The organism is Serratia fonticola, from assembly GCF_001006005.1.
Classification (GTDB): domain Bacteria; phylum Pseudomonadota; class Gammaproteobacteria; order Enterobacterales; family Enterobacteriaceae; genus Chania; species Chania fonticola.
In genome coordinates this window covers 3,357,872-3,378,121 of the sequence record NZ_CP011254.1, presented here as the reverse complement: position 1 = coordinate 3,378,121, position 20,250 = coordinate 3,357,872, and the positions used below count along the sequence as shown (strand labels likewise).

20 protein-coding genes and 4 pseudogenes are annotated in these 20,250 nt (G+C 49.6%); 12 read left to right on the top strand and 12 right to left on the bottom strand.

Annotated elements, in window-relative coordinates; translation table 11 throughout:
• Positions 1-2: 2 nt before the first annotated feature.
• On the bottom strand, positions 3-911 hold the full coding sequence (murQ, locus tag WN53_RS14965) for an N-acetylmuramic acid 6-phosphate etherase (protein ID WP_024484808.1): 909 nt from the start codon (positions 909-911) through the stop codon (positions 3-5).
• A 228-nt stretch (positions 912-1,139) separates the two neighbouring features.
• Between murQ and WN53_RS14960 the strand changes: the two genes are divergently transcribed.
• The 4 genes from WN53_RS14960 to WN53_RS14945 all read left to right on the top strand — a co-directional run bounded on the left by WN53_RS14960 (position 1,140) and on the right by WN53_RS14945 (position 6,617).
• Positions 1,140-2,000 (top strand): SIS domain-containing protein, encoded by an 861-nt coding sequence (locus WN53_RS14960; protein WP_024484807.1) that lies wholly within the window; start codon positions 1,140-1,142, stop codon positions 1,998-2,000.
• A 279-nt stretch (positions 2,001-2,279) separates the two neighbouring features.
• Positions 2,280-4,145 carry a glycoside hydrolase family 3 protein gene (locus WN53_RS14955; RefSeq protein ID WP_046808095.1) on the top strand — a complete coding sequence of 622 codons (1,866 nt, stop codon included), beginning with the start codon at positions 2,280-2,282 and terminating at the stop codon, positions 4,143-4,145.
• An 18-nt stretch (positions 4,146-4,163) separates the two neighbouring features.
• Entirely contained in the window at positions 4,164-5,249 is a 1,086-nt protein-coding gene (locus WN53_RS14950; protein WP_024484805.1) for a hypothetical protein, read from the top strand.
• Between the two features lie 36 nt (positions 5,250-5,285).
• Entirely contained in the window at positions 5,286-6,617 is a 1,332-nt protein-coding gene (locus WN53_RS14945; RefSeq protein ID WP_024484804.1) for an exo-beta-N-acetylmuramidase NamZ family protein, read from the top strand.
• A 212-nt stretch (positions 6,618-6,829) separates the two neighbouring features.
• On the opposite strand, the gene WN53_RS27350 is transcribed toward WN53_RS14945, so the two are convergent.
• Entirely contained in the window at positions 6,830-7,069 is a 240-nt protein-coding gene (locus WN53_RS27350) for a DUF1127 domain-containing protein (protein WP_071784964.1), read from the bottom strand.
• Between the two features lie 166 nt (positions 7,070-7,235).
• On the opposite strand from WN53_RS27350, the gene WN53_RS14940 reads away from it, so the two are divergent.
• Positions 7,236-8,660 carry an aminotransferase-like domain-containing protein gene (locus tag WN53_RS14940; protein WP_037412198.1) on the top strand — a complete coding sequence of 475 codons (1,425 nt, stop codon included), beginning with the start codon at positions 7,236-7,238 and terminating at the stop codon, positions 8,658-8,660.
• Positions 8,661-8,926: 266 nt separating this feature from the next.
• Here the strand turns inward: WN53_RS14940 and WN53_RS27905 are convergent.
• Positions 8,927-9,269 (bottom strand): annotated as a pseudogene (locus WN53_RS27905) (hypothetical protein); the annotation flags it as partial.
• A gap of 134 nt (positions 9,270-9,403) precedes the next feature.
• On the opposite strand from WN53_RS27905, the gene WN53_RS14930 reads away from it, so the two are divergent.
• From WN53_RS14930 to WN53_RS14920, 4 genes are all read left to right on the top strand, one after another.
• Positions 9,404-10,336 carry a GGDEF domain-containing protein gene (locus tag WN53_RS14930; protein ID WP_024484803.1) on the top strand — a complete coding sequence of 311 codons (933 nt, stop codon included), beginning with the start codon at positions 9,404-9,406 and terminating at the stop codon, positions 10,334-10,336.
• A gap of 179 nt (positions 10,337-10,515) precedes the next feature.
• A complete protein-coding gene (locus WN53_RS27345; RefSeq protein ID WP_024484802.1) occupies positions 10,516-10,851 on the top strand; it encodes an ArsR/SmtB family transcription factor in 336 nt (111 codons plus the stop codon).
• A complete protein-coding gene (arsH, locus tag WN53_RS14925; RefSeq protein ID WP_024484801.1) occupies positions 10,848-11,561 on the top strand; it encodes an arsenical resistance protein ArsH in 714 nt (237 codons plus the stop codon). The genes WN53_RS27345 and arsH overlap by 4 nt, the downstream gene beginning before the upstream one ends.
• A gap of 471 nt (positions 11,562-12,032) precedes the next feature.
• On the top strand, positions 12,033-13,505 hold the full coding sequence (locus tag WN53_RS14920; protein WP_024484800.1) for a SulP family inorganic anion transporter: 1,473 nt from the start codon (positions 12,033-12,035) through the stop codon (positions 13,503-13,505).
• A gap of 79 nt (positions 13,506-13,584) precedes the next feature.
• Here the strand turns inward: WN53_RS14920 and WN53_RS14915 are convergent.
• A pseudogene (locus WN53_RS14915) lies at positions 13,585-13,770 on the bottom strand (ArsC/Spx/MgsR family protein); the annotation flags it as partial.
• Positions 13,771-13,812: 42 nt separating this feature from the next.
• Between WN53_RS14915 and WN53_RS27900 the strand changes: the two are divergent.
• The 3 genes and pseudogenes from WN53_RS27900 to WN53_RS28945 form a co-directional block, all read left to right on the top strand.
• Positions 13,813-13,959, top strand: a complete 147-nt coding sequence (locus WN53_RS27900) for a hypothetical protein (RefSeq protein ID WP_312847530.1) — start codon at positions 13,813-13,815, stop codon at positions 13,957-13,959.
• 17 nt (positions 13,960-13,976) lie between these two features.
• Positions 13,977-14,363, top strand: a complete 387-nt coding sequence (locus WN53_RS14910; RefSeq protein ID WP_024484799.1) for a hypothetical protein — start codon at positions 13,977-13,979, stop codon at positions 14,361-14,363.
• A 513-nt stretch (positions 14,364-14,876) separates the two neighbouring features.
• A pseudogene (locus WN53_RS28945) lies at positions 14,877-15,011 on the top strand (integrase); the annotation flags it as partial.
• 120 nt (positions 15,012-15,131) lie between these two features.
• On the opposite strand, the pseudogene WN53_RS14905 reads toward WN53_RS28945, so the two are convergent.
• The 8 genes and pseudogenes from WN53_RS14905 to WN53_RS14870 form a co-directional block, all read right to left on the bottom strand.
• Positions 15,132-15,965 (bottom strand): annotated as a pseudogene (locus WN53_RS14905) (DUF4942 domain-containing protein).
• 113 nt (positions 15,966-16,078) lie between these two features.
• Positions 16,079-16,399, bottom strand: coding sequence for a TA system toxin CbtA family protein (locus tag WN53_RS14900; protein WP_024484798.1), 321 nt, complete (start codon positions 16,397-16,399; stop codon positions 16,079-16,081).
• A gap of 36 nt (positions 16,400-16,435) precedes the next feature.
• The gene (locus tag WN53_RS14895; protein ID WP_024484797.1) at positions 16,436-16,759 is read right to left on the bottom strand and encodes a type IV toxin-antitoxin system YeeU family antitoxin; all 324 of its coding nucleotides are present in this window, start codon (positions 16,757-16,759) and stop codon (positions 16,436-16,438) included.
• Positions 16,760-16,771: 12 nt separating this feature from the next.
• Positions 16,772-17,242: a RadC family protein gene (radC, locus tag WN53_RS14890; protein WP_024484796.1), complete on the bottom strand. Its 471-nt coding sequence runs from the start codon at positions 17,240-17,242 to the stop codon at positions 16,772-16,774.
• 69 nt (positions 17,243-17,311) lie between these two features.
• Positions 17,312-18,133, bottom strand: a complete 822-nt coding sequence (locus WN53_RS14885) for a DUF932 domain-containing protein (protein WP_024484795.1) — start codon at positions 18,131-18,133, stop codon at positions 17,312-17,314.
• Positions 18,134-18,254: 121 nt separating this feature from the next.
• Positions 18,255-18,707, bottom strand: a complete 453-nt coding sequence (locus WN53_RS14880) for an IrmA family protein (RefSeq protein WP_024484794.1) — start codon at positions 18,705-18,707, stop codon at positions 18,255-18,257.
• A gap of 125 nt (positions 18,708-18,832) precedes the next feature.
• Positions 18,833-19,465 carry a hypothetical protein gene (locus WN53_RS14875; RefSeq protein WP_024484793.1) on the bottom strand — a complete coding sequence of 211 codons (633 nt, stop codon included), beginning with the start codon at positions 19,463-19,465 and terminating at the stop codon, positions 18,833-18,835.
• Between the two features lie 5 nt (positions 19,466-19,470).
• A complete protein-coding gene (locus WN53_RS14870; protein ID WP_024484792.1) occupies positions 19,471-20,172 on the bottom strand; it encodes a WYL domain-containing protein in 702 nt (233 codons plus the stop codon).
• Between the last annotated feature and the right edge of the window lie 78 nt (positions 20,173-20,250).

The following is a 20,250-nucleotide window of genomic DNA, read 5'->3' as shown; positions in this document are numbered from 1 at the left end:
GGTTATGCCTGTATCCCTTGCAGTGCTTGACGGATAAATCCTTTGTTTTTACTCAAAACCGCGCTGGCCTCAGGTGCAGACAAGCCGCCGAGGATCATCACAATCGCGGTTTTGCAGTGGCGCTGACATTGATTAAGTGCCTCTTCCGCCTCTTCAGGGCTGCACTCCGTGGCTTCGACCACGATATTGACCTGGCGCTGTATCAGCTTGGCGTTGGTGGCTTCCACGTCGACCATCAGGTTGCTGTAAACCTTGCCGCTGCGGATCATCGCCCCGGTGGTGATCATATTCAGGATTAACTTCTGCGCCGTTCCCGCTTTCATCCGCGATGAACCTGTCACCACTTCTGGGCCTACCACCGGTTCAATCGCGATATCGGCTGCCTGACCCATTTCGCTATTCGGATTGCATGAGATGGCTACGGCAGTCGCCCCAACGCTACGGGCATAAGCTATTGCCCCCAGCACATAAGGGGTGCGGCCGCTCGCTGCGATGCCGACCAACACATCACGCGCGTTGAAATCGAGATTACGCAGATCCTGCTCGCCCATTTGCGGACTATCTTCGGCATTTTCCACCGCCTGCAAAATCGCGGCATGGCCCCCGGCAATCAGACCAACTACCTGCTCACGCGGCGTGCCGTAAGTAGGTGGGCACTCACTGGCATCCAGGATCCCCAACCGGCCAGAGGTGCCCGCTCCGCAATAAATCAATCGGCCACCGTTGGCAAAAGCCTCCACCACCAGATCCACTACCCTGGCGATTTCTGGCAAGGTGGCGGCTACCGCCAGCGGCACTTTTTGGTCTTCGCTGTTGATCACGGCGAGCATATCCAGTGTGGGCAGCGTATCAATTTGCGAACTGGCCGGGTTGCGGCTTTCCGTCACCATCTGGCTTAAATTTATCTTCATAGGGGCTTCCAATGGGTTAAGATTTTCGACAATGTTAAGGAATTATTTATTCGGCAAATGTGATAATCGTCACGGTAAATCTATTCTCGCCGAGAGCTAAATCAGGAATAAAGCGGAAAAACAACCGCCATTTAAAATTTAATTTCCAACAATTTCAAATAAATAAGTCAAAGGAATGAAAAGCCCCCTAACTGGAATAATCTATTACACACAGTGGAGATATTGTTGATGTCAGTCCTGAACGAAATCACCTGGTTGTTGCCAAGCCTGGCCGAAAACCAGCAAAAAATCGCTAAATATATCCTTGATAACCCGGAAGCCGTCCTGGGCATGTCTTCTTCCCAGTTTGCTGAAGATGCGGGGGTCAGCCAGTCTGCCATCGTCAAGTTTAGCCAGAAAATCGGTATGAAAGGCTTCCCTGCCCTGAAAATTGCCATCAGTGAGGAGCTGGGTAGAAATAACCTGTTCAAGTCCTCTCCGCACAAGGCCTTGCATAACGCCATCTCGTCGGAAGATTCATTGATGGTTGTGGCACAAAAGCTGGCCCATGAGAAAAATGCCGCAATCGTCGAGACGACAAAAAGGATCAATTTCGCCATTTTCCAACAGGTGGTCGATGCCATCGATAACGCCCAGCGCGTGCAGATCGTCGGCATTTGGGGCTCTGGCCTCACCGCCAAAGATCTGAGCTATAAATTACAAAAGATCGGTATCCTGAGCCTGGTGGAAGCCGATCTTCACGTCCAGATTGCCACCGCGCAGGCGCTAACCGCCAAAGACGTACAAATCGTGATTTCTTTCAGTGGCCGCAGGAAAGATATGCATATCGCCGCCTCCATGGCAAAAGCACAGGGAGCGACAGTGGTCGCCATAACCGGCAGCAAAGATAATCCTTTAGCCAAAATAGCCGATTATGTATTGGAAAGTGTCTCTGATGAAAACGAGTGGCGTAGCTCTTCGATTTCGTCCAGAACCGCACAGAATACCCTGACGGATTTGATTTTCCTGGCGTTAATGCAACAACGCAAAGAGAGCGCCAAACCTCTGGTGCTGAATGCGAGCATGACCATTAATAACCTGGACGACTGACCCCCAGAAAAAACCGAATACCATTAAAACAATGACAAGAATTATCTTAACTTTTTATGACGAGATTAAAATAATTATCGCAAGATATTCTTGCCCTTAAAGGGTTATTCTTTGCTCGCCCCCTTTACCAATCAAGCTGCGCGATACAATGCTGGTATAAAAAACCGGCATTATTCCTTTGCGCATCACAAACACGAATCGATCAACTGTGATAATTATCACTTTATTACCTGCTTTGGAATGTACAATCGCCGGAAATTGATACCTCGGAGTCATCCCATGAAAAAAATAATACCGGCCATATTTTTATTTAGTGCCGGAAGCTATGCTGCCGCTATTCCTGAAACCCAACTAAAAGAGATGTGGCTCTCCCCCAAAGGCGCAGCTGAAAAGATCATTGCCGACATGAGTTTGGCGGAAAAACTCGGACAAATGTTGATGGTGGACATTCGTTCCTGGGATGAAAACGGCAGCGAAAGCAAAACCCCTTTTACCGAGATGAATACCAACGTCAGTAAAATGATGACGGACTATCATTTAGGCTCGGTGATCCTGTTCCGTGAAAACCTGATTAATACCCCACAAACGGTTGAGTTGATTAATAATTTCCAGCACGCACGGAGTAACTTACCGCTGTTTATCAGTACCGATCAGGAAGGTGGGTATGTTACCCGCCTGCGTGTGGGCACTGAGATGCCGGGCAATATGGCCTTGGGGGCTACCGGTGTGGCCGATTTAGCCAAACAGGCTGGGAATATTCATGGTTATGAGTTAACCAGCCTTGGGTTTAACTTTAACTTTGGGCCTGTAGTGGATGTGAATAACAACCAGAATAATCCAGTCATCGGCGTTCGCTCTTATTCCGACGATCCAATTCTGGTTGGACAATTAGCTCGAAGCTATATCGAAGGTATTCACCAATATCCGGTGCTCACCTCTCTGAAGCACTTCCCTGGGCACGGCAACGTCGCCTCAGATACCCATTTTGCACTCCCCAGCGTCAACACGGATAAGGCTTCATGGCAACAGACCGAACTGAAACCCTTTGTCGACGTGATGCCCGATACCGATGCCATCATGACCGCCCATGTGGTGGTGCCAGCGCTTGATAGCACCATCCTGACCAACATCAAGGGAGAGAAAATCGGTACCCCGGCGACCTTATCCAAAGCGATCTTGACCGATACCCTGCGTAATCAACTCAAGTTTGACGGGCTGATCCTGACGGATGCCATGGACATGGGAGCCATTACCGGCAATTTTGACCGTCATTGGTCCATCAAGCAGGCTATTTTAGCCGGTAATGATATTGTCTTGATGCCAATAGGAATTAAAGACAGTGCCAGCATTGAACAACTCGGCGAACTGTACGCTTATTTGCAGGCCGAAGCGGAAAAAGACCCGGTGCTGAAGCAACGCATTGAAGATTCCGCCCAGCGGGTGATTTATACCAAGCTCAGTAAACGCATCTCCCCTGCGCCTCATAATGCTGCCACGGCTGAAAGCATTGTCGCTTCCAAGGCGCACAAGGATCTGGAAAACGCCATTTCGGAGCGGGCCATTACGCTGATCAAAAACGATCGGGTCCTGCCTTATCCGCTTAAAGCACAAAACAACATTATGGTCTTTTCGGACGAAGGCCCACGCAATGAGTTAATCAACAAGCATTTAGCTCAGATTGCCGACGAGTTGAAAGTGGGCTTAAACGTCAAAGATCAGGTGGTCAAACTGGATCAGGACACGTTGACGACCGAAGAAATTGAGCAGCAACTGCAAGGTCAGCAGTTGGTTATCCTGGCTACCTACAACCTGAAGCTCAACCCAGCCAATGCGCAGCGCATCATCGACGTAGCCAACAAGCAAAACATTCCTCTGGTGGTTATTGCTACGCGTAATCCCTATGACATCGCTTATTTATCGGGCGTAAAGGCTAACATTGCGATTTATGGTATCACCGGTTTTGATGTCACCAATAACGTCCGCAACAGCCTGGAAACCAATATTCGCAGTGGTTTAAGAACGCTGTTCAAGGGGCCAGCAGGGGATAGCCTTGCAACGCCTCACGGTAAATTGCCGGTTGATATTAAAACACCAGATAATAATAACGTGCTCTACCCACGCGGTTACGGATTAACAGCATTATAATATCTCTGAAGGTAAAACATGAAGATCTTAACAGGGCTAGTGATTTTCAGTGCCATTCTCATGGCACAACCGGTATTGGCTGATGAGTCTGAGACGGATTATGATCAGGAGATCATCAAACTCAATAAACGCATTCAGCAAATAGAAAAAGAAAAGAAAGAGGCACAGGATAAAGTTCACCAACAAACCTGGCGCTTTGATACCTATATTGGTACCGAGCAGGAGATAGACAGTGACGATCGCTGGAAATATATCCGTGGCAGCGTAGCTACCTCGCCTTATGTCGGTGCCTTTATTTACCAGAATGATTCATTATGGCTGTATGACGTTCAGTTTTTGAAAACCTATCTGGATAATACGCCAGAATATGACCGCACACGTTGGCAGGCAGGCGTCACCAGAACCTTTCCCTTTACTCTGGCAGGGAAAACTGGCAACACCAAATTACGCCTCGGTTATCGTAACGACAACTGGCATTATCCATCCATCAGCAACCCGGCACTGGCCGATCCAGAATACAAAGGGGATATCCGCAAGGGTGAGGAGCGACACGAGATCTGGATCCGTCCGCAAGCTTATTATAAGTACTCTGATAGCCTGAGTTTTAATGCCAGCCTCTCCTTCCGCCTGATTGACCGCAAGTTGGATTATGCGCGGGCAAAAGGAGATTATGGGGTTTACAAACGCGACTGGAGCCAGATCAATGAGCACTTCGCGGGGGCAAACCTGACGTTTAACCAGAAAAACTCCCTCTGGCTGAACTATCTGTATATCGATGAGCAACTGGTCAATACGCTGTATAACAAGGAGCATTTCCTGTGGGCGATTTACCGTTACAAGTTCGATAGTGGCGTGATGTTAATGCCTTATACCCGCCTGGCGTTGACTAAAGGGACGCAAAGCTTCCGCGACTCCAGAAACCAGGAAACGGTGTATAAAGAGAAAGACCGAAGCCGCTACGGCTTCCAGGCAATCTATCCGTTTACCAAGCAGACGTCGCTGTTTGTCGACAGTTACTACCGCCCGGAACAAACCTGGATGAACGGTGATAAAACCAGCAACAACTTCTGGTTCTGGGCGCTGGAACTGCGGCATAACTTCTGACGGGCAATTGATCCCATTAATAGAGAGAAATAAGGAATGAGGCATCTGCTACTGACAGTGTTATTCCTGTGCTCGTCGTTTGCTCTCAGCGCTGGCTATGCCAGCGCTGTACCAGGCATAGTGCTCGGCGTCGACCAGGAACAAACCTATGGGCCACTGCTCAAAAATAAGCGCGTCGGCCTGATGGTGAACCAAAGCTCAATCAATAAACAGGGCCAACACACCATCGACAAATTGCTCGCCGAGCAGGAAAAATATCAATTTACCGTGACCACTCTGTTCTCGGTAGAACACGGTATCCGTGGTAATGCCGATGCCGGGCTGGGCGACGATAACCATATCGATAAGCACAGCGGCCTGCCGATCGTGTCTTTGTATGGCAGGGATGAGGATGGACGTTCTCGAGCCCATCCCACCGAGGCACAGTTAGCCAATGTCGATATCGTTATTTACGATCTGCAGGATGTGGGCGTTCGTTTCTTTACCTACACCATTTCCCTGCACCATATGCTGGAAAGCCTGCAAAAATACCATAAGAAAATGATGGTATTCGACCGGCCCAATCCGCTCGGCAGCCATGTGTATGGCCCTATTCTTGAGGAGGCATACATCTCGGGGATTGGTATGCATCCGATACCAATGGTGCACGGACTCACCTCCGGGGAGTTTGCCCGCATGATCACCGGCGAAGGTTGGCTGACGAATTTCAACGATACCCACTGGCAGGCCTTTGGCAACAAACACCATCAGTTGCCCGCTGAAGACCTGATGGTTATCAGCATGGCTAACTACCAGCATGACACCCCTTATTCACTGCCAGTACGGCCATCACCGAACCTGCGCAGCGATCTGGCTATCCAGCTTTACCCTTCTTTGGGGCTGTTTGAAGCCACCAGCGTCAACATGGGCAGAGGTTCAGACCATCCATTTGAACAACTGGGTTTCCCTACGCGCCAGTTTTACGTCAATACCTGCTATCAGGTGGATATTAACCAGCAGAAAACCGGCTGGCCCCAGGCCGGAAAGGAAGTGTGCGGGGAGATTTTGACCGCTACCGATATCAGCCAGGTTAAACCAACGATACGTTACCTGGTCGACTGGTGGTTCAAGTTCAAGACTGCGGGCTATGAGATGGTGATCCCTGCGGCAAAAGAAGCGCAGTACCTGGATTATCAGGAGGAGTTCTTCTTGATACGCCCTCAGTGGCTGGCCAAGCTCACCGGCACCAGCAAACTGGTTACGTTGCTGAATGACGCAAGCGAAAGAAAACTGTCCGTTGATGAAACGGTCCAGTTCATCGAAGCCCAGTGGCAACCAGCGGTGGATAGCTATTTGCAGTTGCGTGAGAAATATAAGCTTTACCCTTAACGAGACTGCTATGGCGCAAGGGGCGCCACATTTTGCGCCCCTTACATTCAGCCATTGCCACGTTGTCATTAACCTTTCCCTTTTCCTATGACTTTGACTTTTGGTGGCGGTAGTCTTTGCCACCTCTTTTTTTGTCAGTACCGGTTATGGGGCGCAGCATGCCGTTGAAATGAGATTTCTATGGCCCCTCTCTGTTCTATCTTTAACCCAGCTCAGCGCCAGAACGGACGGCTGTAGTCTCGCTTGATATCATCCCGGCGTAGACCGATATCCTTTAGCTGATCGCCATTCAGCCTTGCCAGGGTATTGGCAGCTTTGCGCCGCTCATTCCAACGCTTTGCCCATCTGTATGCTTTTAGCCATAAACGGGCAACAATAGAATAGTGTTTCGTTGTTGCTCCCTCAGCCGATAAGCAGCCACCATCAATTTGATTTTCAACAATATTACTCATAATCAGCTCCCCGTCAGTCGATGAGCCCTTAGCATGATGCTTGGCTGAAAAACATTACAGATGCAAATAGCGGCTATTATTTCCATACAGATATATGCTAAACAGTCTGAATGGCAAAAATCAGCGCCATCTGTACTGGTCCTTCTCTCTTTATCAGGTGATATCCATGACTCGCTACCAACAATTGGCCAATATCCTTAGCCAACGCATCAAAGAAGGGCTGTATGTGCCCGGAGAGCGGCTGCCTTCCGTTCGGGTGTTGAGTGACGAGCACGGAGTGAGTATCAGCACCGTACAGCAGGCCTATCGGCAGCTCGAAGAGTGCCTGCTGATCGAGTCGCGGCCGAAATCGGGATACTTCGTGCGCTGTAGCTCAAATCTTCCTGCTTTACCCGCGCTATGCAGCCATGCACAACGGCCTGTCGAGATTTCTCAGTGGGAAAATACGCTGGAGTTTTTACGGGGGAGCACTCAAAAGAATGTGCTACATCTGGGCGTCGGCACACCGGACCTGTCTGGCCCAGGCCTGAAAATACTCAACCGTTTGCTAGCCCGTATCAGCCTGCATCAAAGTGAGGAAGTACTGGATTACGACAGTATTTACGGCACGACGACGCTGCGTGAGCAGATTGCCCGCCTGATGCTGGACAGCGGCAATCATCAATCGGCAGACAATATCATTATTACCTCTGGCTGCCATGGCGCACTGGCTATTGCGCTAGGGGCCGTTTGCCAGCCTGGCGACATTGTGGCGGTGGATTCCCCCAGCTTTCATGGTGCGATGCAGACCCTGAAAGGGATGGGGATGAAGGTGATTGAAATCCCCACCGATCCTGTGGTGGGGATCAGCCTGGAAGCGTTGGAAATGGCGCTGGATCAGTGGCCGATTAAAGCCATCCAACTGACTCCGACCTGCAATAACCCCTTGGGTTACAACATGCCGGATGAGCGCAAGAAAGCGCTGCTGACATTGGCTCAACGCTATGACGTGGCCATTATTGAAGACGATGTGTACGGCGCACTCGCTTATCAATACCCACGCCCGCCGACCATTGCCTCGTTTGATGATGATGGCCGTGTATTGCTGTGCAGTTCCTTCTCTAAAACCGTTGCGCCCGGTCTGCGGGTTGGTTGGATTGCGCCGGGGCGTTACTTAGAGAAAGCGTTACATATGAAGTACATTTCCGCTGGGCGGGTCCCCACCTTGCCACAGCTGGCAATGGCTGAATTCATCAAGCAAGGGCATTACCTACAACATTTACGCCGCATGCGCCGCCAATATCAACGTAATCGCGACATTATGACGGGTTGGATCATGAAGTATTTCCCGCCAAATACCTGCCTGAGCAGGCCACAAGGGAGCTTTATGTTATGGGTGGAGCTGCCTTACGGATTCGATAGCCTGCGTCTGAACCGCTGTTTGCTGCCGCAGGGCATACAGATTGCCGTCGGTTTTATCAGTTCTGCTGCCGGAAAATACCGCAATTGCCTACGGCTAAGCTACAGCAAGCCCATGACCCGCGAGATTGAGCAAGCGCTCCAAAAGGTGGGTAACACGATTTTTGAATTGTTGGAGAACCTTAAAAAATGAATGCCGAGGGTTTATGAGTTCCACTACAGCAATCTGAGCCCGCAATTCACATTGCGGACTCAGATTGCTGACAACCCCTCACCGGACTTGCAACGTAGGGGCGCTGCATGCTGCGCCCGTCAGTATAATCAATGGGTTAGCAAATACTGGTATAGATAGATCCCGACCTATTCAGCAATATTGCCACTTTGTCATCAATCTGAGCCCGCAATTCACGTTTCGGGCTTTTTTGTCTCTGCAGCACGATCCTTTGGCACAACTAACCGTTAGTGATCCAGATAGAGATAATGTAGCCAGCTGGTCATACGTAGCAGGACCTTGCGCATGATGGAAAGATGCTCAAAGTGCTCTGTATAGACCGCAGTTTGCGCAGTGACCCCATCAGGCAATTTATCGAGGTCTGGAACAGGGTCTAAATCAATCATCACGTAAATCGGCCTTGTCTCCCTGAGCTAAACGCAGGATCGAGTTTTGACGGAATACCGCCACCACCTGCCGTTTTTGTTGCGGAATAAAAGTCATCACCGGTTTGAAAGGCAGACGCACTGCCGTCGTGCCAGGCCTGGCCAGCACTTGAGTGACGTAACCCTCCCTCGTTTTCAACACTATCGCGAATGTCAAAAAACGGACATGCACCTTTCTCAACGACTACACTTGTAAAATTGGTTTGATGGCGAGTGATCTCTTGATGCTGCGTTGCTTACGAACAACGTTCTCCCTACGATCCCACTAACGGACTTTGTATGAAGATTGAAATTCTTAAGCAGGCGGTTATGGATTCACGAGACGGCATCACCATCTCTGACAATGTCATAGACGACAATCCTTTGATTTTTGTAAATCCGGCTTTTGAGAGAATGACCGGCTACTCCTTCGAAGAAATCACCAACATCAACTGTCGATACCTACAAAATAACGATCGGGAACAGCCAGAGCTGGAGATTGTGCGCAACGCCGTTAAAAAAGGTGAGTACTGCCTTGTAACCTTGCGAAACTACCGCAAGGATGGAACTATGTTTTGGAACGAGTTAAGCATATCGCCAATTCATGATGAGAGTGGGACTGTAACCAATTTTATCGGGATCCAAAAAGACGTAACACCAAGAATGATAATCCAGCAACAGCTTCGTGATGAGCATCGGTCCCTCGAGGAAATGAAAATACACTTCGAGCAACTCTCCATAAAGGATGGACTCACCGGGATTTATAATCGCCGTTTTTTTGATACGCAGTTCGACATTCAATGCAAAATTGCCATCCGTAATGGCGACTCATTGACGCTCGCCATGATCGATGTCGATCACTTCAAATCATTCAATGATATTTATGGACATCAGGCAGGCGATGAAGCGCTAATACGTGTCGCGGATTGCTTGAGCAAGTCCTTCAAGCGGGGGTCTGATTTTGTCGCCAGGTATGGCGGCGAAGAATTTGTCATTCTCTCCAATGGCATGACGAAAGACCAGGCAACGCTGTATGTGCAGACGCTATGCCAACTGGTGCGAGATTTGAGAATACCGCACTCCGCTTCCAGCACTGGATACTTGACTATAAGCATCGGTTTTTCAGTTCATACATTTGGCCAACTGCCCTCGCCTAACGTACTACTGACACATGCCGATAAAGCTCTCTACGTAGCTAAAGCCCGGGGCAAAGATCAGTTTTTCAGTCTTTAGATTCGGTAGTCTAACTGCTTGCCCGCCTGATCTATGACAGAGTTTGTGGGCGGACGGGCCAGCTACACTGTAACCATGCCACCTCCTCCCTTTAACATCACAGAGTGTTTATGCTCTTGGCATTTTGAGAGGAATACGCTAAATTTCCATAATTCTGGAAATATAAAATAAAGGTGCTTATGGAGCTTTCGAAAGCAGCGGATACCCTGAAAGAGCTGGGGCATCCAACACGTCTGAGTGTGTACAGAGAGCTGGTTAAAGCCGGGCATCAGGGGCTGCCTGTAGGAGAACTGCAAAAGCGGCTTGAGATCCCTGCTTCAACATTAAGCCATCATCTGTCAGCACTGATTTCAGTTTCCCTTGTACATCAGGAACGGCAAGGACGAACACTTTTTTGCCATGCTCACTATGAAAGTCTGGATGCGCTGATCGCCTTCCTTACTGAGGAATGTTGCACTGGTACCGCTGATTGTTCCACTACTGCCATAAATCAAAAAAATGGAGAGGTAAAATGACGGACGAGCTTAAGAACGTTGATACAGGTTTATTCGACACGTCAATTAACGAGGGGAGATTCGGTGTTCCTGCCATTCAACATCCTGCCCGCATTCTGATGCTTTATGGTTCTGTACGCGAACGTTCATACAGCCGACTGGCAACTGAGGAAGCTGCAAGATTATTGACTGCGATGGGCGCAGAAGTGCGGATCTTCAATCCTTCTGGCTTGCCTCTTCCTGATGATGCACCTGAATTGCATCCTAAAGTGATGGAGCTACGCGAGCTGGTTCGTTGGTCTGAAGGGATGGTGTGGTGCTCACCTGAGCGGCATGGTGCAATGACCGGCATCATGAAGGCCCAGATTGACTGGATACCCCTATCGGAAGGCGCTGTTCGCCCTTCTCAGGGTAAGACGCTGGCCGTTATGCAGGTCTGCGGTGGCTCTCAGTCTTTCAATGCCGTAAACCAGATGCGCATTCTTGGCCGTTGGATGCGGATGATCACCATTCCAAATCAGTCCTCCGTGGCAAAAGCCTGGCAGGAGTTTGATGAGGATGGACGAATGAAACCGTCGTCTTATTACGACCGCATTGTGGATGTGATGGAAGAGCTCGTGAAATTTACTCTCCTGACCCGGGGCAACTCAGCCTATCTCGTTGATCGCTATAGCGAACGAAAAGAGTCGGCAGAAGAGCTTTCCCGGCGAGTGAATCAGAGCAAGATTTGAGGCCTGACATGAGTGGTATGATTGCTTTCAATTCGTGTGTGGCGTTTTTTCAGACGGCAACATGAGGCGGAACTGTCTCACGTTTTGACATCAACCCACCGGTAAATGGCGAAGTAACATGAAAAAAGCAGGAGGGGAGTTACTTCTCCCCTATTTTCCTAAGCCTGTAGTTTTGGGTTTAAAATTCCTTGTTTTTTTATTATAGTGCCCGCTTAGCTCATGTGACTGGGCTTGATTTGATGGCTGGATGAGTGTGTTTTTACTGGCTAAACACTCTTCTGAAAGTAACTAAAGCAGACTTGAGGCCTAAATTTTTATCATGCGTATTACGCCACCCTGAGTTTTCCCTTCCTTCGTCGTACTGAGCCAGCCTCTGCACGCACTCAATAACATCCCGTCTGCGGATGTGTTTTACCGTACATAAATTTTTGCCCTCAAGGGCTGACTGTATCTAAAAACCGAGAAATAACTATGTTGCTGTCCTCAACGCGTAAGGACTGGCTAGGTAACGTCCGTGGTGACGTACTGGCCGGTATTGTTGTCGCGCTCGCGCTCATTCCAGAATCGATCGCCTTTTCCATTATTGCCGGCGTCGATCCCCAGGTAGGGCTCTACTCTGCTTTCTGTATCCCGGTAGTTATGGCTTTCTTTGGCGGGCGTCCGGCGATGATTTCTTCATCCACAGGTGCAATGGCGCTGCTGATGGTGACGCTGGTTAAAGACCACGGCCTTCAATATCTGTTGGCGGCGTCCATTCTGACGGGGGTCTTCCAACTGATAGCCGGTTATCTGAAATTAGGCAGACTGATGCGTTTGGTCTCACGCTCAGTGGTAACCGGATTCGTCAACGCGCTGGCAATTCTGATCTTTATGGCGCAGTTACCTGAACTGACTAATGTGACCTGGCATGTTTATGCCATGACTGCGGCGGGTCTAGGAATTATTTATCTCTTCCCGTACCTTAACAAAACCATTCCTTCACCACTTGTCTGCATCGTGGTGCTGACTGGCATTGCCATGTGGCTGCATCTGGATGTACGAACTGTAGGTGACATGGGTAAACTTCCGGACAGCCTGCCTGTCTTCCTGCTTCCCGACGTGCCGCTAACTATCCAGACACTGCTCATCATCCTGCCATATTCTGCGGGGCTTGCGGTTGTTGGCCTGCTTGAGTCAATGATGACCGCGACTATCGTGGATGACATGACCGACACCCCCAGTGACAAGAACCGGGAATGCAAAGCGCAGGGTATCGCCAATATCTGTACGCCCTTTATAGGAGGAATGGCAGGGTGTGCGATGATCGGGCAATCGGTTATCAACGTAAAATCAGGCGGGCGTGGTCGGCTTTCTACTCTCACGGCTAGCGTAGTGCTGCTTTGCCTGATTGTGTTCCTGCGTGACTGGGTATCTCAGATCCCCATGGCAGCGCTCGTCGCTGTGATGATTATGGTATCCATCGGGACGTTCTCCTGGCGATCCATTATCAACCTGCGCACACATCCACTTTCAACCAGCGTGGTCATGCTCGCCACTGTCGCTGTCGTGGTTGCAACACATAATCTGGCCTTTGGCGTGCTGACTGGCGTACTGATAGCCTCGCTCAACTTTGCCACTAAAATATCCCGGTTCATGAGAGTCACTTCTGTTCTTGAGGATTCGAGCCGAACCTATACCGTTACCGGCCAGGTTTTTTTTGCCTCGGCAGACCGCTTTACCAGCCACTTTAATTTCCGCGAAGCCATTGAGCATGTGGTGATAGATGTTTCACACGCCCATTTCTGGGATATCACATCCGTCAGCGCTCTGGATAAGGTGGTCATTAAGTTCCGCAGAGAAGGCACGGAAGTTGAGATCCGTGGGATGAACGAAGCTACCTGCACCATCGTTGACCGTTTTGGTGTTCACGATAAACCCGAAGAACTCGAAAAAGCAGGCTTCTGATACTTCGTTAACACGGGTCCCCAGGAAAAAGGGCGAGTATTCTCGCCCTTTCATCATCTCGCCCCTTTAACATACACAATCAACTCAAGCGATGCCCCTTTTCATCGACCACCTTCTCACCGTCTTCTTTAGTAAACGCGCTTTTCTGCACATCCGGAAGAATATCCAGCACGACTTCTGAAGGGCGGCACAGTCGAGTTCCCAGCGGCGTCACGACAATGGGACGGTTAATCAGGATCGGATGCTGCAACATAAAGTCGATTAAACAACGTGAGCACTCAATGGTCGCTCGCTCAATGCGGAGCTGGTGCAGATCGTTCAGGATGCCATGTCCAGGCCTTCACCTGTTATTGGCTACCGTAGCGACACGGAAAAGTTGGCCGCTCAGCAGGCCGAAACCGTCAAGAAGATGGTTTTCGAAATGCTCGTGCAGATGTATGCTGATAAAAAATAATCAGTTAGGACTCTGGGATGAAAAAGATCATCATTGCCATGTTGGCCTTGGCCTCACTACCCGTTAGCGCCGAGTGCTGGGTTGTGTCGAACTTAAAAGGCTCAACATTCATGAAGGATGATGCTTACAAACGAACGGATGACGGTTTTAGCGGCTCGTTCATGATAACAATTGATGAGAAAAACTCCTCCGTTGTGACAAACGGCACGGACGCTGGAGGGATAAAATACACTCCTATATCCCAAAATACGCTTATTGGATTATCTCAGTCTGATTCTGGTGAGGCGGTTGAGACGTGGTCTATCAACAATGATGGAAAGGTAATGATGACAAAAGTCCTAACCGGATGGGGAGGGTTTGACTCCTCCAAAGCATTTGTTGGTGATGTAACAGGCAAGTGCTAAACGCTACGGCCGGGAGCTATATATATAAAATTTTAGCGTTATCTTTGTTACTGGCGCCATGCGTTTCTAATGCTCAATGCTGGGTGGTCTCCAACCTGAAAGGCCAGTCTCAATTCAGTCCTGAGTACAAACTTCAACAAGATGAGGCCGCTGGGACATACCATATTTCTATAAATGGGAATACAGCAAGCCTTACTTCAGTTGGTGATGCATATGAATCAGGACTTACGTACTCACCTGTGTCATCAACTTCTATGGTTGGAGAATCTCACGGTAAAAGTAACTCCTTCATCGAGACATGGGCGATTACACCGGATGGGAAAGTGCTCTACACTAAAACTCGGGCTAGTTCTTCACATTGGAGCCAATTGTCATCTTTCATCGGCGATGTTATTGGAAAGTGTTAGCCATCCATAACTAATTATTAGGGCTTTTTATGGGTAAATTAATTTTGTGCCTTATAGCAATTGTTTTAACTGGCTGCGCTCAATCCACTCAGGTAAACCGCGGCGATGGGAAAGCATAGAAATGGTTCAGCGTTATGCGCACCTCTCCTCCTCTCATTTAACCGAACATGCGAGAAAAATTGACGAAGTCTTGGCAGGCAATGTCACTAATCTAGCACTTTTGGAAAACGTAGCAATATGAATGCCCTACAGGATTCGAATACATCAAGTATTGATATGTTTTATATGGATAAAATCGCGTTCGATAAAATTTGTACCAACATTTATACCAACAGATAAATTTGTTAGAAGATACAGCCTATTATCGCTGGGCTAGCATGCCCGGATAATGCTTGGCAATGATATCATTCATTCTCTCAGTCAGCTCAGGTCGCTTGAATGTCAGATGAGCGGTTCCTTTCTGAAAGTAACGAATGCTGAAAAATGCATCTTCGTAAACATCCTTCGAAGGGTTATCACGAATATGCTCCATTAACCGAGTAGTAACATCACCACGGTTGTCAGGGATGGGTTTTCCATCCAACAGAAACAGCATTCGCTCCAGGTCCGCCAGTTGATCCCGCCGCCAGCCCCAGTTCAAACTAAAGCCCCAGCGGCTATGCGTCATCAGATTGTTGACGATGATCTTTTTACCAAAGCTGCAAGGACTATTGGTTTTGTAATCCCACGACAGCCTTTTAAAGACATTGATAATGCCGCGCTCAAATACATCCATTTTGTTCAGATGTAGCTGCTCAAAAGTACTCAGGATATTCGCTTCGCTGATGGCAGGCAGATCCCCCTCCTCCAGGTTCTTATGCCACTGATCGCGAGCCTGAGCATCCATCAAGGCCATCATGCCAGACTTCAACATTAAATCGCGTCAGATACTGCGATCGATATTGCGGGTGATCGCAGGCAGCGCTTTATCAACCTTTTCGGTCATCCAGCTATCGTAACGGTGCCCGGCTTTCATCGCCCAGTCTTGCGCTGTGCCACCGCCAATTTCTGAGGTTAGCCGTGATATGGCATCAAGCTGCTCAATGATCTGTTGAATCTGCATAAGCGCGGAATCGCGGCCAGTAACAATGCGCTCGATACTGGTCGAAAGGATAAGTTCGTTGTGATCTGTTAACACGTCGGGTTCTGTTTGCATCGTTAATCGTCCATAAAAGCAAACACGCCTGCCGGGAGTGGCAGGCGCATTATGCGATGAATAAAAAGAGTGGAAAGTGCGGAGGTAAAAATCAGGAATGAGACTCGAAAAATTTACGTATTCATCAGCCCGGTAGCACGCCTTGCTCTGAGAATATCGGTGGCGGTCAGAAATGGTGTCTGCTCCTGCGATGTAAACCCTTTGCGGTCAGTGCGAACCAGTTCATAGCGTTCCACCAGAAAATTCACTGCATCGGCTAGGGTGATCCCCGCTTCGATATGCTGTTGAATGGCCGTATCGTCGTGGAATGGCGTGTCGTTGAGTGTCAGGCCGTAATGGTGCTCTAGCAGATACGTTAACAGTTGCTGCCAGACTTGCACGGGTGACAAGCGCGACGCAACCGGCACCGTGGCCGGTACAAATGAAATGTGCATGAGTTGAGTCCTGATAATAGAAGAAGAGAGAAGGTGTTACTGGGTTGGATAAATAGAAATGTAAACGTAGCCGCAGCTACCACGGGTATCAGCTATGCAGGTTAAACCCGCAAGCTGAATGGTCACCTGATGTTGATGGTGTGGATTTAGCTCACCGGAATGCAGCATTGCTTGCAGCAGATCTATAAACAACGGGAAAGCCTGATCCAGTTTCTGTAATTGCTTAGGGTTAAAGCTCCCCGTCAACCCAGCCCTGTCAGCCAGGTAATGCAGCCGGTTACCTTCCTGAACCAATCTTGCGCCAAATCGCGGGGTGATATCGCTTTGTAACCCCCATTCATGAGGTAGTGTTAATGGCATGAAAACCTCCGTTTAAAGCAAACCCTGCTCAGCAAAAGAAACCACTTCATTCCCAACCACAAGATGATCCAGCACTCGCACTTCGACCAGTGCCAACGCTTTTACGATCCGCTGAGTAACATGTTTGTCCTGCTGGCTGATTTCTGTCGTACCTGACGGATGGTTGTGCGCCAGAATTACTGCAGCGGCGTTGTGGCGCAGAGCCGCTTTCACCAGCTCACGGGGATGTACTTCGGTATGGCTGATGGAGCCCGTAAACAACGCTTCGTGCCCCAGCAGGCAATGTTGGTTATCAAGGTACATCACGAGAAATACCTCCCGCTCTTGGCGAGCCAACTGTAATTGCACCCAGCTTTTAGCAACGCTGGCGGCAGTAAACTGTTCACCCGGCTGGCGCTGATATTTCTCCAGCAGGCGCAGGGCTCGCCGGATAACGCGCTGCTCGTTTGCCGGGAATACCTCGGATAGATGAAGTGCAGACATATCAGTTCCTTAAAACACAAAGCCCCGCCGATTTATCGACAGGGCTTGAAGGGAATGAGAGTAAAAGATTCATGAAGCAAGCTGCAGCATATTTTCGGCCATAACCCACAGAGCGCGGTTAAGCTTCACATCACCGTCGATACCTTTTACTGCACGGGTGTGGGCACGTTTGCCTTTGGTCGTTCTCCCCGACAGCCCGCCTTTAATCAGGTTTTCCTGAATACGCTGGTAAGTGGTCCACAGATCATTGTTTTCGTCCTGCCAGCGGCGCGGGGAAAGGATCTGTGATTCCGTCACCGGCTGATGCTCTTCACCAAAGCGATAGGTTAATGCCGCTTTTGCCATTGCCAGTTGGGCCGGTGGCGGTAACAGCAGTGACTGCATGGCATCGCGCTTCTCTTCCACTCGGTCAAATATCCCCAGTATTTCGTAAGCCCCTTCAATGACTTTCTCCACCACATTGCCTTTATGCGGCACGCGCACCTCACCAAAACTCTCACCGCAAATCAGTCCATTTTGACAAACCGATCTAAATAGCCCCGGCAGCATCTGGTATGAGCTGGAGCCGTCATGGCTGTTAAGCAGAATAATTTCTGGCACTTGCTTGCCGGTGATTTGGCCTTCGCGGCGCAGGCGCAGCATGTGTTTGGTGTGTTCACGCTTGCTCTGGTCCCGCACACGGGTCTGACAGGCAAAGAACGGCTGGAAGCCTTCACGCTTCAGGTTATCGAGCAGGGTGATGGTCGGGATGTAGGTGTACCGGTCGCTACGTGATTCATGCTTTTCTTCACTAAATACACTCGGTACGTAATGCGCCAGTTCATCACGGGTTAATGGGCGATCGCGGCGAACGAGGTTCACCGATCCAAAGCGAGATGCTAATCGGGTCATGGTTAGTTCCTTATTCAGAGATTAAAAATGAAAAGGCCATGCTTCCCGAAGGAGGCATGGCCTGATGTGTAGTGAGGGGATTTTGTTAAGTTAAGGTTTGGCAGATGCAAAGATAAGCCAGTTATGATGCCTTATTCCCGGCAACCGATACCGGCAGTGGCTGGTAATATTGTGGATCGAATATAGACAGCGGCAGGTCAATCTGATAACCGTTATGTTCTTCTGTTGCCTTCATGATTTCTACTGAGCTGACGTTTTCCACGCATTCGTTTTCCAGTGATGCTTCCTGAGACCGCATGGCATCACTGTCACCAAACGCGGCTACCTCCATATTCCCCATCGCCAGTGTGTTGCCACTTTTGTCTTTCAGACGCAGGGAAAGGATCAGCGGGCCGAAGCCCTCGCCACTGCCGCCGTTATCTAGACGGAACTGGTAGACGCAAACATTGCCTGGCACCCAGACCGTATCCGTGTTGCGGATACTGATATAGCGTTGTTCGTCAGCATAAGCGGATGACAGGTGGCACAGCATTAAACCGGCGATGACAGGTAAGGCTTTAACAAATTGGCTCATGGGTGGCGCGATTTTGCGGTAAATAGGCTTTGTCCATACCCTTGCAGTCATGAGAGTAGGTATCGCAATAACCTTCTGATAATCCTTTTCCATCGTTCTTTGCCTTTAGTGGTATTGAGAAGAGATCAGCAGTTTCCTGTGCGGCGACATAATTCAGCGAGACTTTGCTGTGCCACCCATTGCTGGAGCTTTCGATCTTCTTCCGAACGTTTAGCAGTCAGAACGGCCTGCTGTTGTTTATTCACACAGTTATCCGGCATGACCATAACTACCTGTGGGCTGAATTGCTGCCTGATTTTAGCCAGCTCGTTTTCCACATTCTCGACGCGAGGATAGCCATAGAGAACATTCTGCTCGGCCTCGTCTCTTGCCCAGAATTTGTTATCAATAATGGCGAAATAACATCCATTTCCGTTATTCTCTCCCTGGTAGACCGTTTCAATATCGTTGTAATTACCGCTAAGTGGATTCAATTTCAGCTGACGGATGGTGTGAGCTTTCTTGTCAGCCAGGAAAATTGCACCGCCGCCACGGACGCGCAGCAGAAACTGTTTCGTCCACGGGTAGTTATCAATCACGCTGGCTTGATAGAGCATGTTGTGCAGCTTATTGTCATCCATACCATCGGCGGATTTCCAGCCGTCAGCCTGCATGTATTGCCAGGCTTTGACTGTGCCGACAGTGTTTCCAGCGTCAGCCGGAAACACAACACCAAAGCAAAAACTGGCGGCCAGCACTGTAGTGGTAAGCAATTTCATTGTGATTATTCCTTCTGAGGTATAAGCCCGCCGTCAGTTGCGACAAGCAATGAATGGAAAAAGCGAAAGTGGGGTAAAGCCTGAAGAAAATCCGGGTGAGAGAGGATGTCGCGCATCACTATATCCGGGGCGAAGCTGCCGTTGTGGAGCGTGACCGCCCGAATATCGGTCAGGGGAAAAACGGCAATCCGGGCCTGATGCTCACCCGTCAGATACCACTCGCCCTCACGCAGAACCAAGCGATAGGGAGCAAGGTCTGTGCAGCGACAACCGCTTCCCAGTAGCGTCACCTTCCGGTGTTCCGATACTGCGCTCACCAGTCGTGTGAACACGCCCAAGTCTGGGGATGACGCTTGGGCCACTCCCTGCCAGATAAGGCAGGGAGACTCACCAGGACCGCTCAACAGTGAAGCGACCAGATGATTATCCATACCAGGAAACAGTGCTTCAACGCCCGACTGGCGGGCAAATGTCATCACAGCCAGCTCTCTCTGGCGGCCGCCGGACAGCAAGCGACACTGACCCTTGCGATACTCTAGATCCAGATACATCAGCCTTTCCCGAAAGTCCCGGCGCAGGGTACGAACCGACACGCCAAATTCAGTTGCCAACGTTCGCAAATCCAGCGTTTCACCCGCAACCAGACGGCTGATAATTAACGACAGCCTGACGGCAAGCCGGTCATGACGGCGTTCAGCCTGAGTCATGAGACAGGTTCTCCAGTGAGATAATTAGCTGAAAATAAAACAGTTATTTTAACGAGGGGCAGGGACAGGGAATGGACA

Coding starts and splice junctions, on each gene's coding strand:
- WN53_RS14920 (WP_024484800.1), top strand. CDS start 12,033: ATGTTGCTGTCCTCAACGCGTAAGGACTGGCTAGGTAACGTCCGTGGT.
- WN53_RS27345 (WP_024484802.1), top strand. CDS start 10,516: ATGGAGCTTTCGAAAGCAGCGGATACCCTGAAAGAGCTGGGGCATCCA.
- WN53_RS14895 (WP_024484797.1), bottom strand. CDS start 16,759: ATGCCATTAACACTACCTCATGAATGGGGGTTACAAAGCGATATCACC.
- radC (WP_024484796.1), bottom strand. CDS start 17,242: ATGTCTGCACTTCATCTATCCGAGGTATTCCCGGCAAACGAGCAGCGC.
- WN53_RS14870 (WP_024484792.1), bottom strand. CDS start 20,172: ATGACTCAGGCTGAACGCCGTCATGACCGGCTTGCCGTCAGGCTGTCG.
- WN53_RS14875 (WP_024484793.1), bottom strand. CDS start 19,465: ATGAAATTGCTTACCACTACAGTGCTGGCCGCCAGTTTTTGCTTTGGT.
- WN53_RS14945 (WP_024484804.1), top strand. CDS start 5,286: ATGAGGCATCTGCTACTGACAGTGTTATTCCTGTGCTCGTCGTTTGCT.
- WN53_RS14960 (WP_024484807.1), top strand. CDS start 1,140: ATGTCAGTCCTGAACGAAATCACCTGGTTGTTGCCAAGCCTGGCCGAA.
- WN53_RS27350 (WP_071784964.1), bottom strand. CDS start 7,069: ATGAGTAATATTGTTGAAAATCAAATTGATGGTGGCTGCTTATCGGCT.
- WN53_RS14880 (WP_024484794.1), bottom strand. CDS start 18,707: ATGAGCCAATTTGTTAAAGCCTTACCTGTCATCGCCGGTTTAATGCTG.
- WN53_RS14955 (WP_046808095.1), top strand. CDS start 2,280: ATGAAAAAAATAATACCGGCCATATTTTTATTTAGTGCCGGAAGCTAT.
- arsH (WP_024484801.1), top strand. CDS start 10,848: ATGACGGACGAGCTTAAGAACGTTGATACAGGTTTATTCGACACGTCA.
- WN53_RS14940 (WP_037412198.1), top strand. CDS start 7,236: ATGACTCGCTACCAACAATTGGCCAATATCCTTAGCCAACGCATCAAA.
- WN53_RS14950 (WP_024484805.1), top strand. CDS start 4,164: ATGAAGATCTTAACAGGGCTAGTGATTTTCAGTGCCATTCTCATGGCA.
- WN53_RS14885 (WP_024484795.1), bottom strand. CDS start 18,133: ATGACCCGATTAGCATCTCGCTTTGGATCGGTGAACCTCGTTCGCCGC.
- WN53_RS14900 (WP_024484798.1), bottom strand. CDS start 16,399: ATGCACATTTCATTTGTACCGGCCACGGTGCCGGTTGCGTCGCGCTTG.
- WN53_RS14930 (WP_024484803.1), top strand. CDS start 9,404: ATGAAGATTGAAATTCTTAAGCAGGCGGTTATGGATTCACGAGACGGC.
- murQ (WP_024484808.1), bottom strand. CDS start 911: ATGAAGATAAATTTAAGCCAGATGGTGACGGAAAGCCGCAACCCGGCC.
- WN53_RS14910 (WP_024484799.1), top strand. CDS start 13,977: ATGAAAAAGATCATCATTGCCATGTTGGCCTTGGCCTCACTACCCGTT.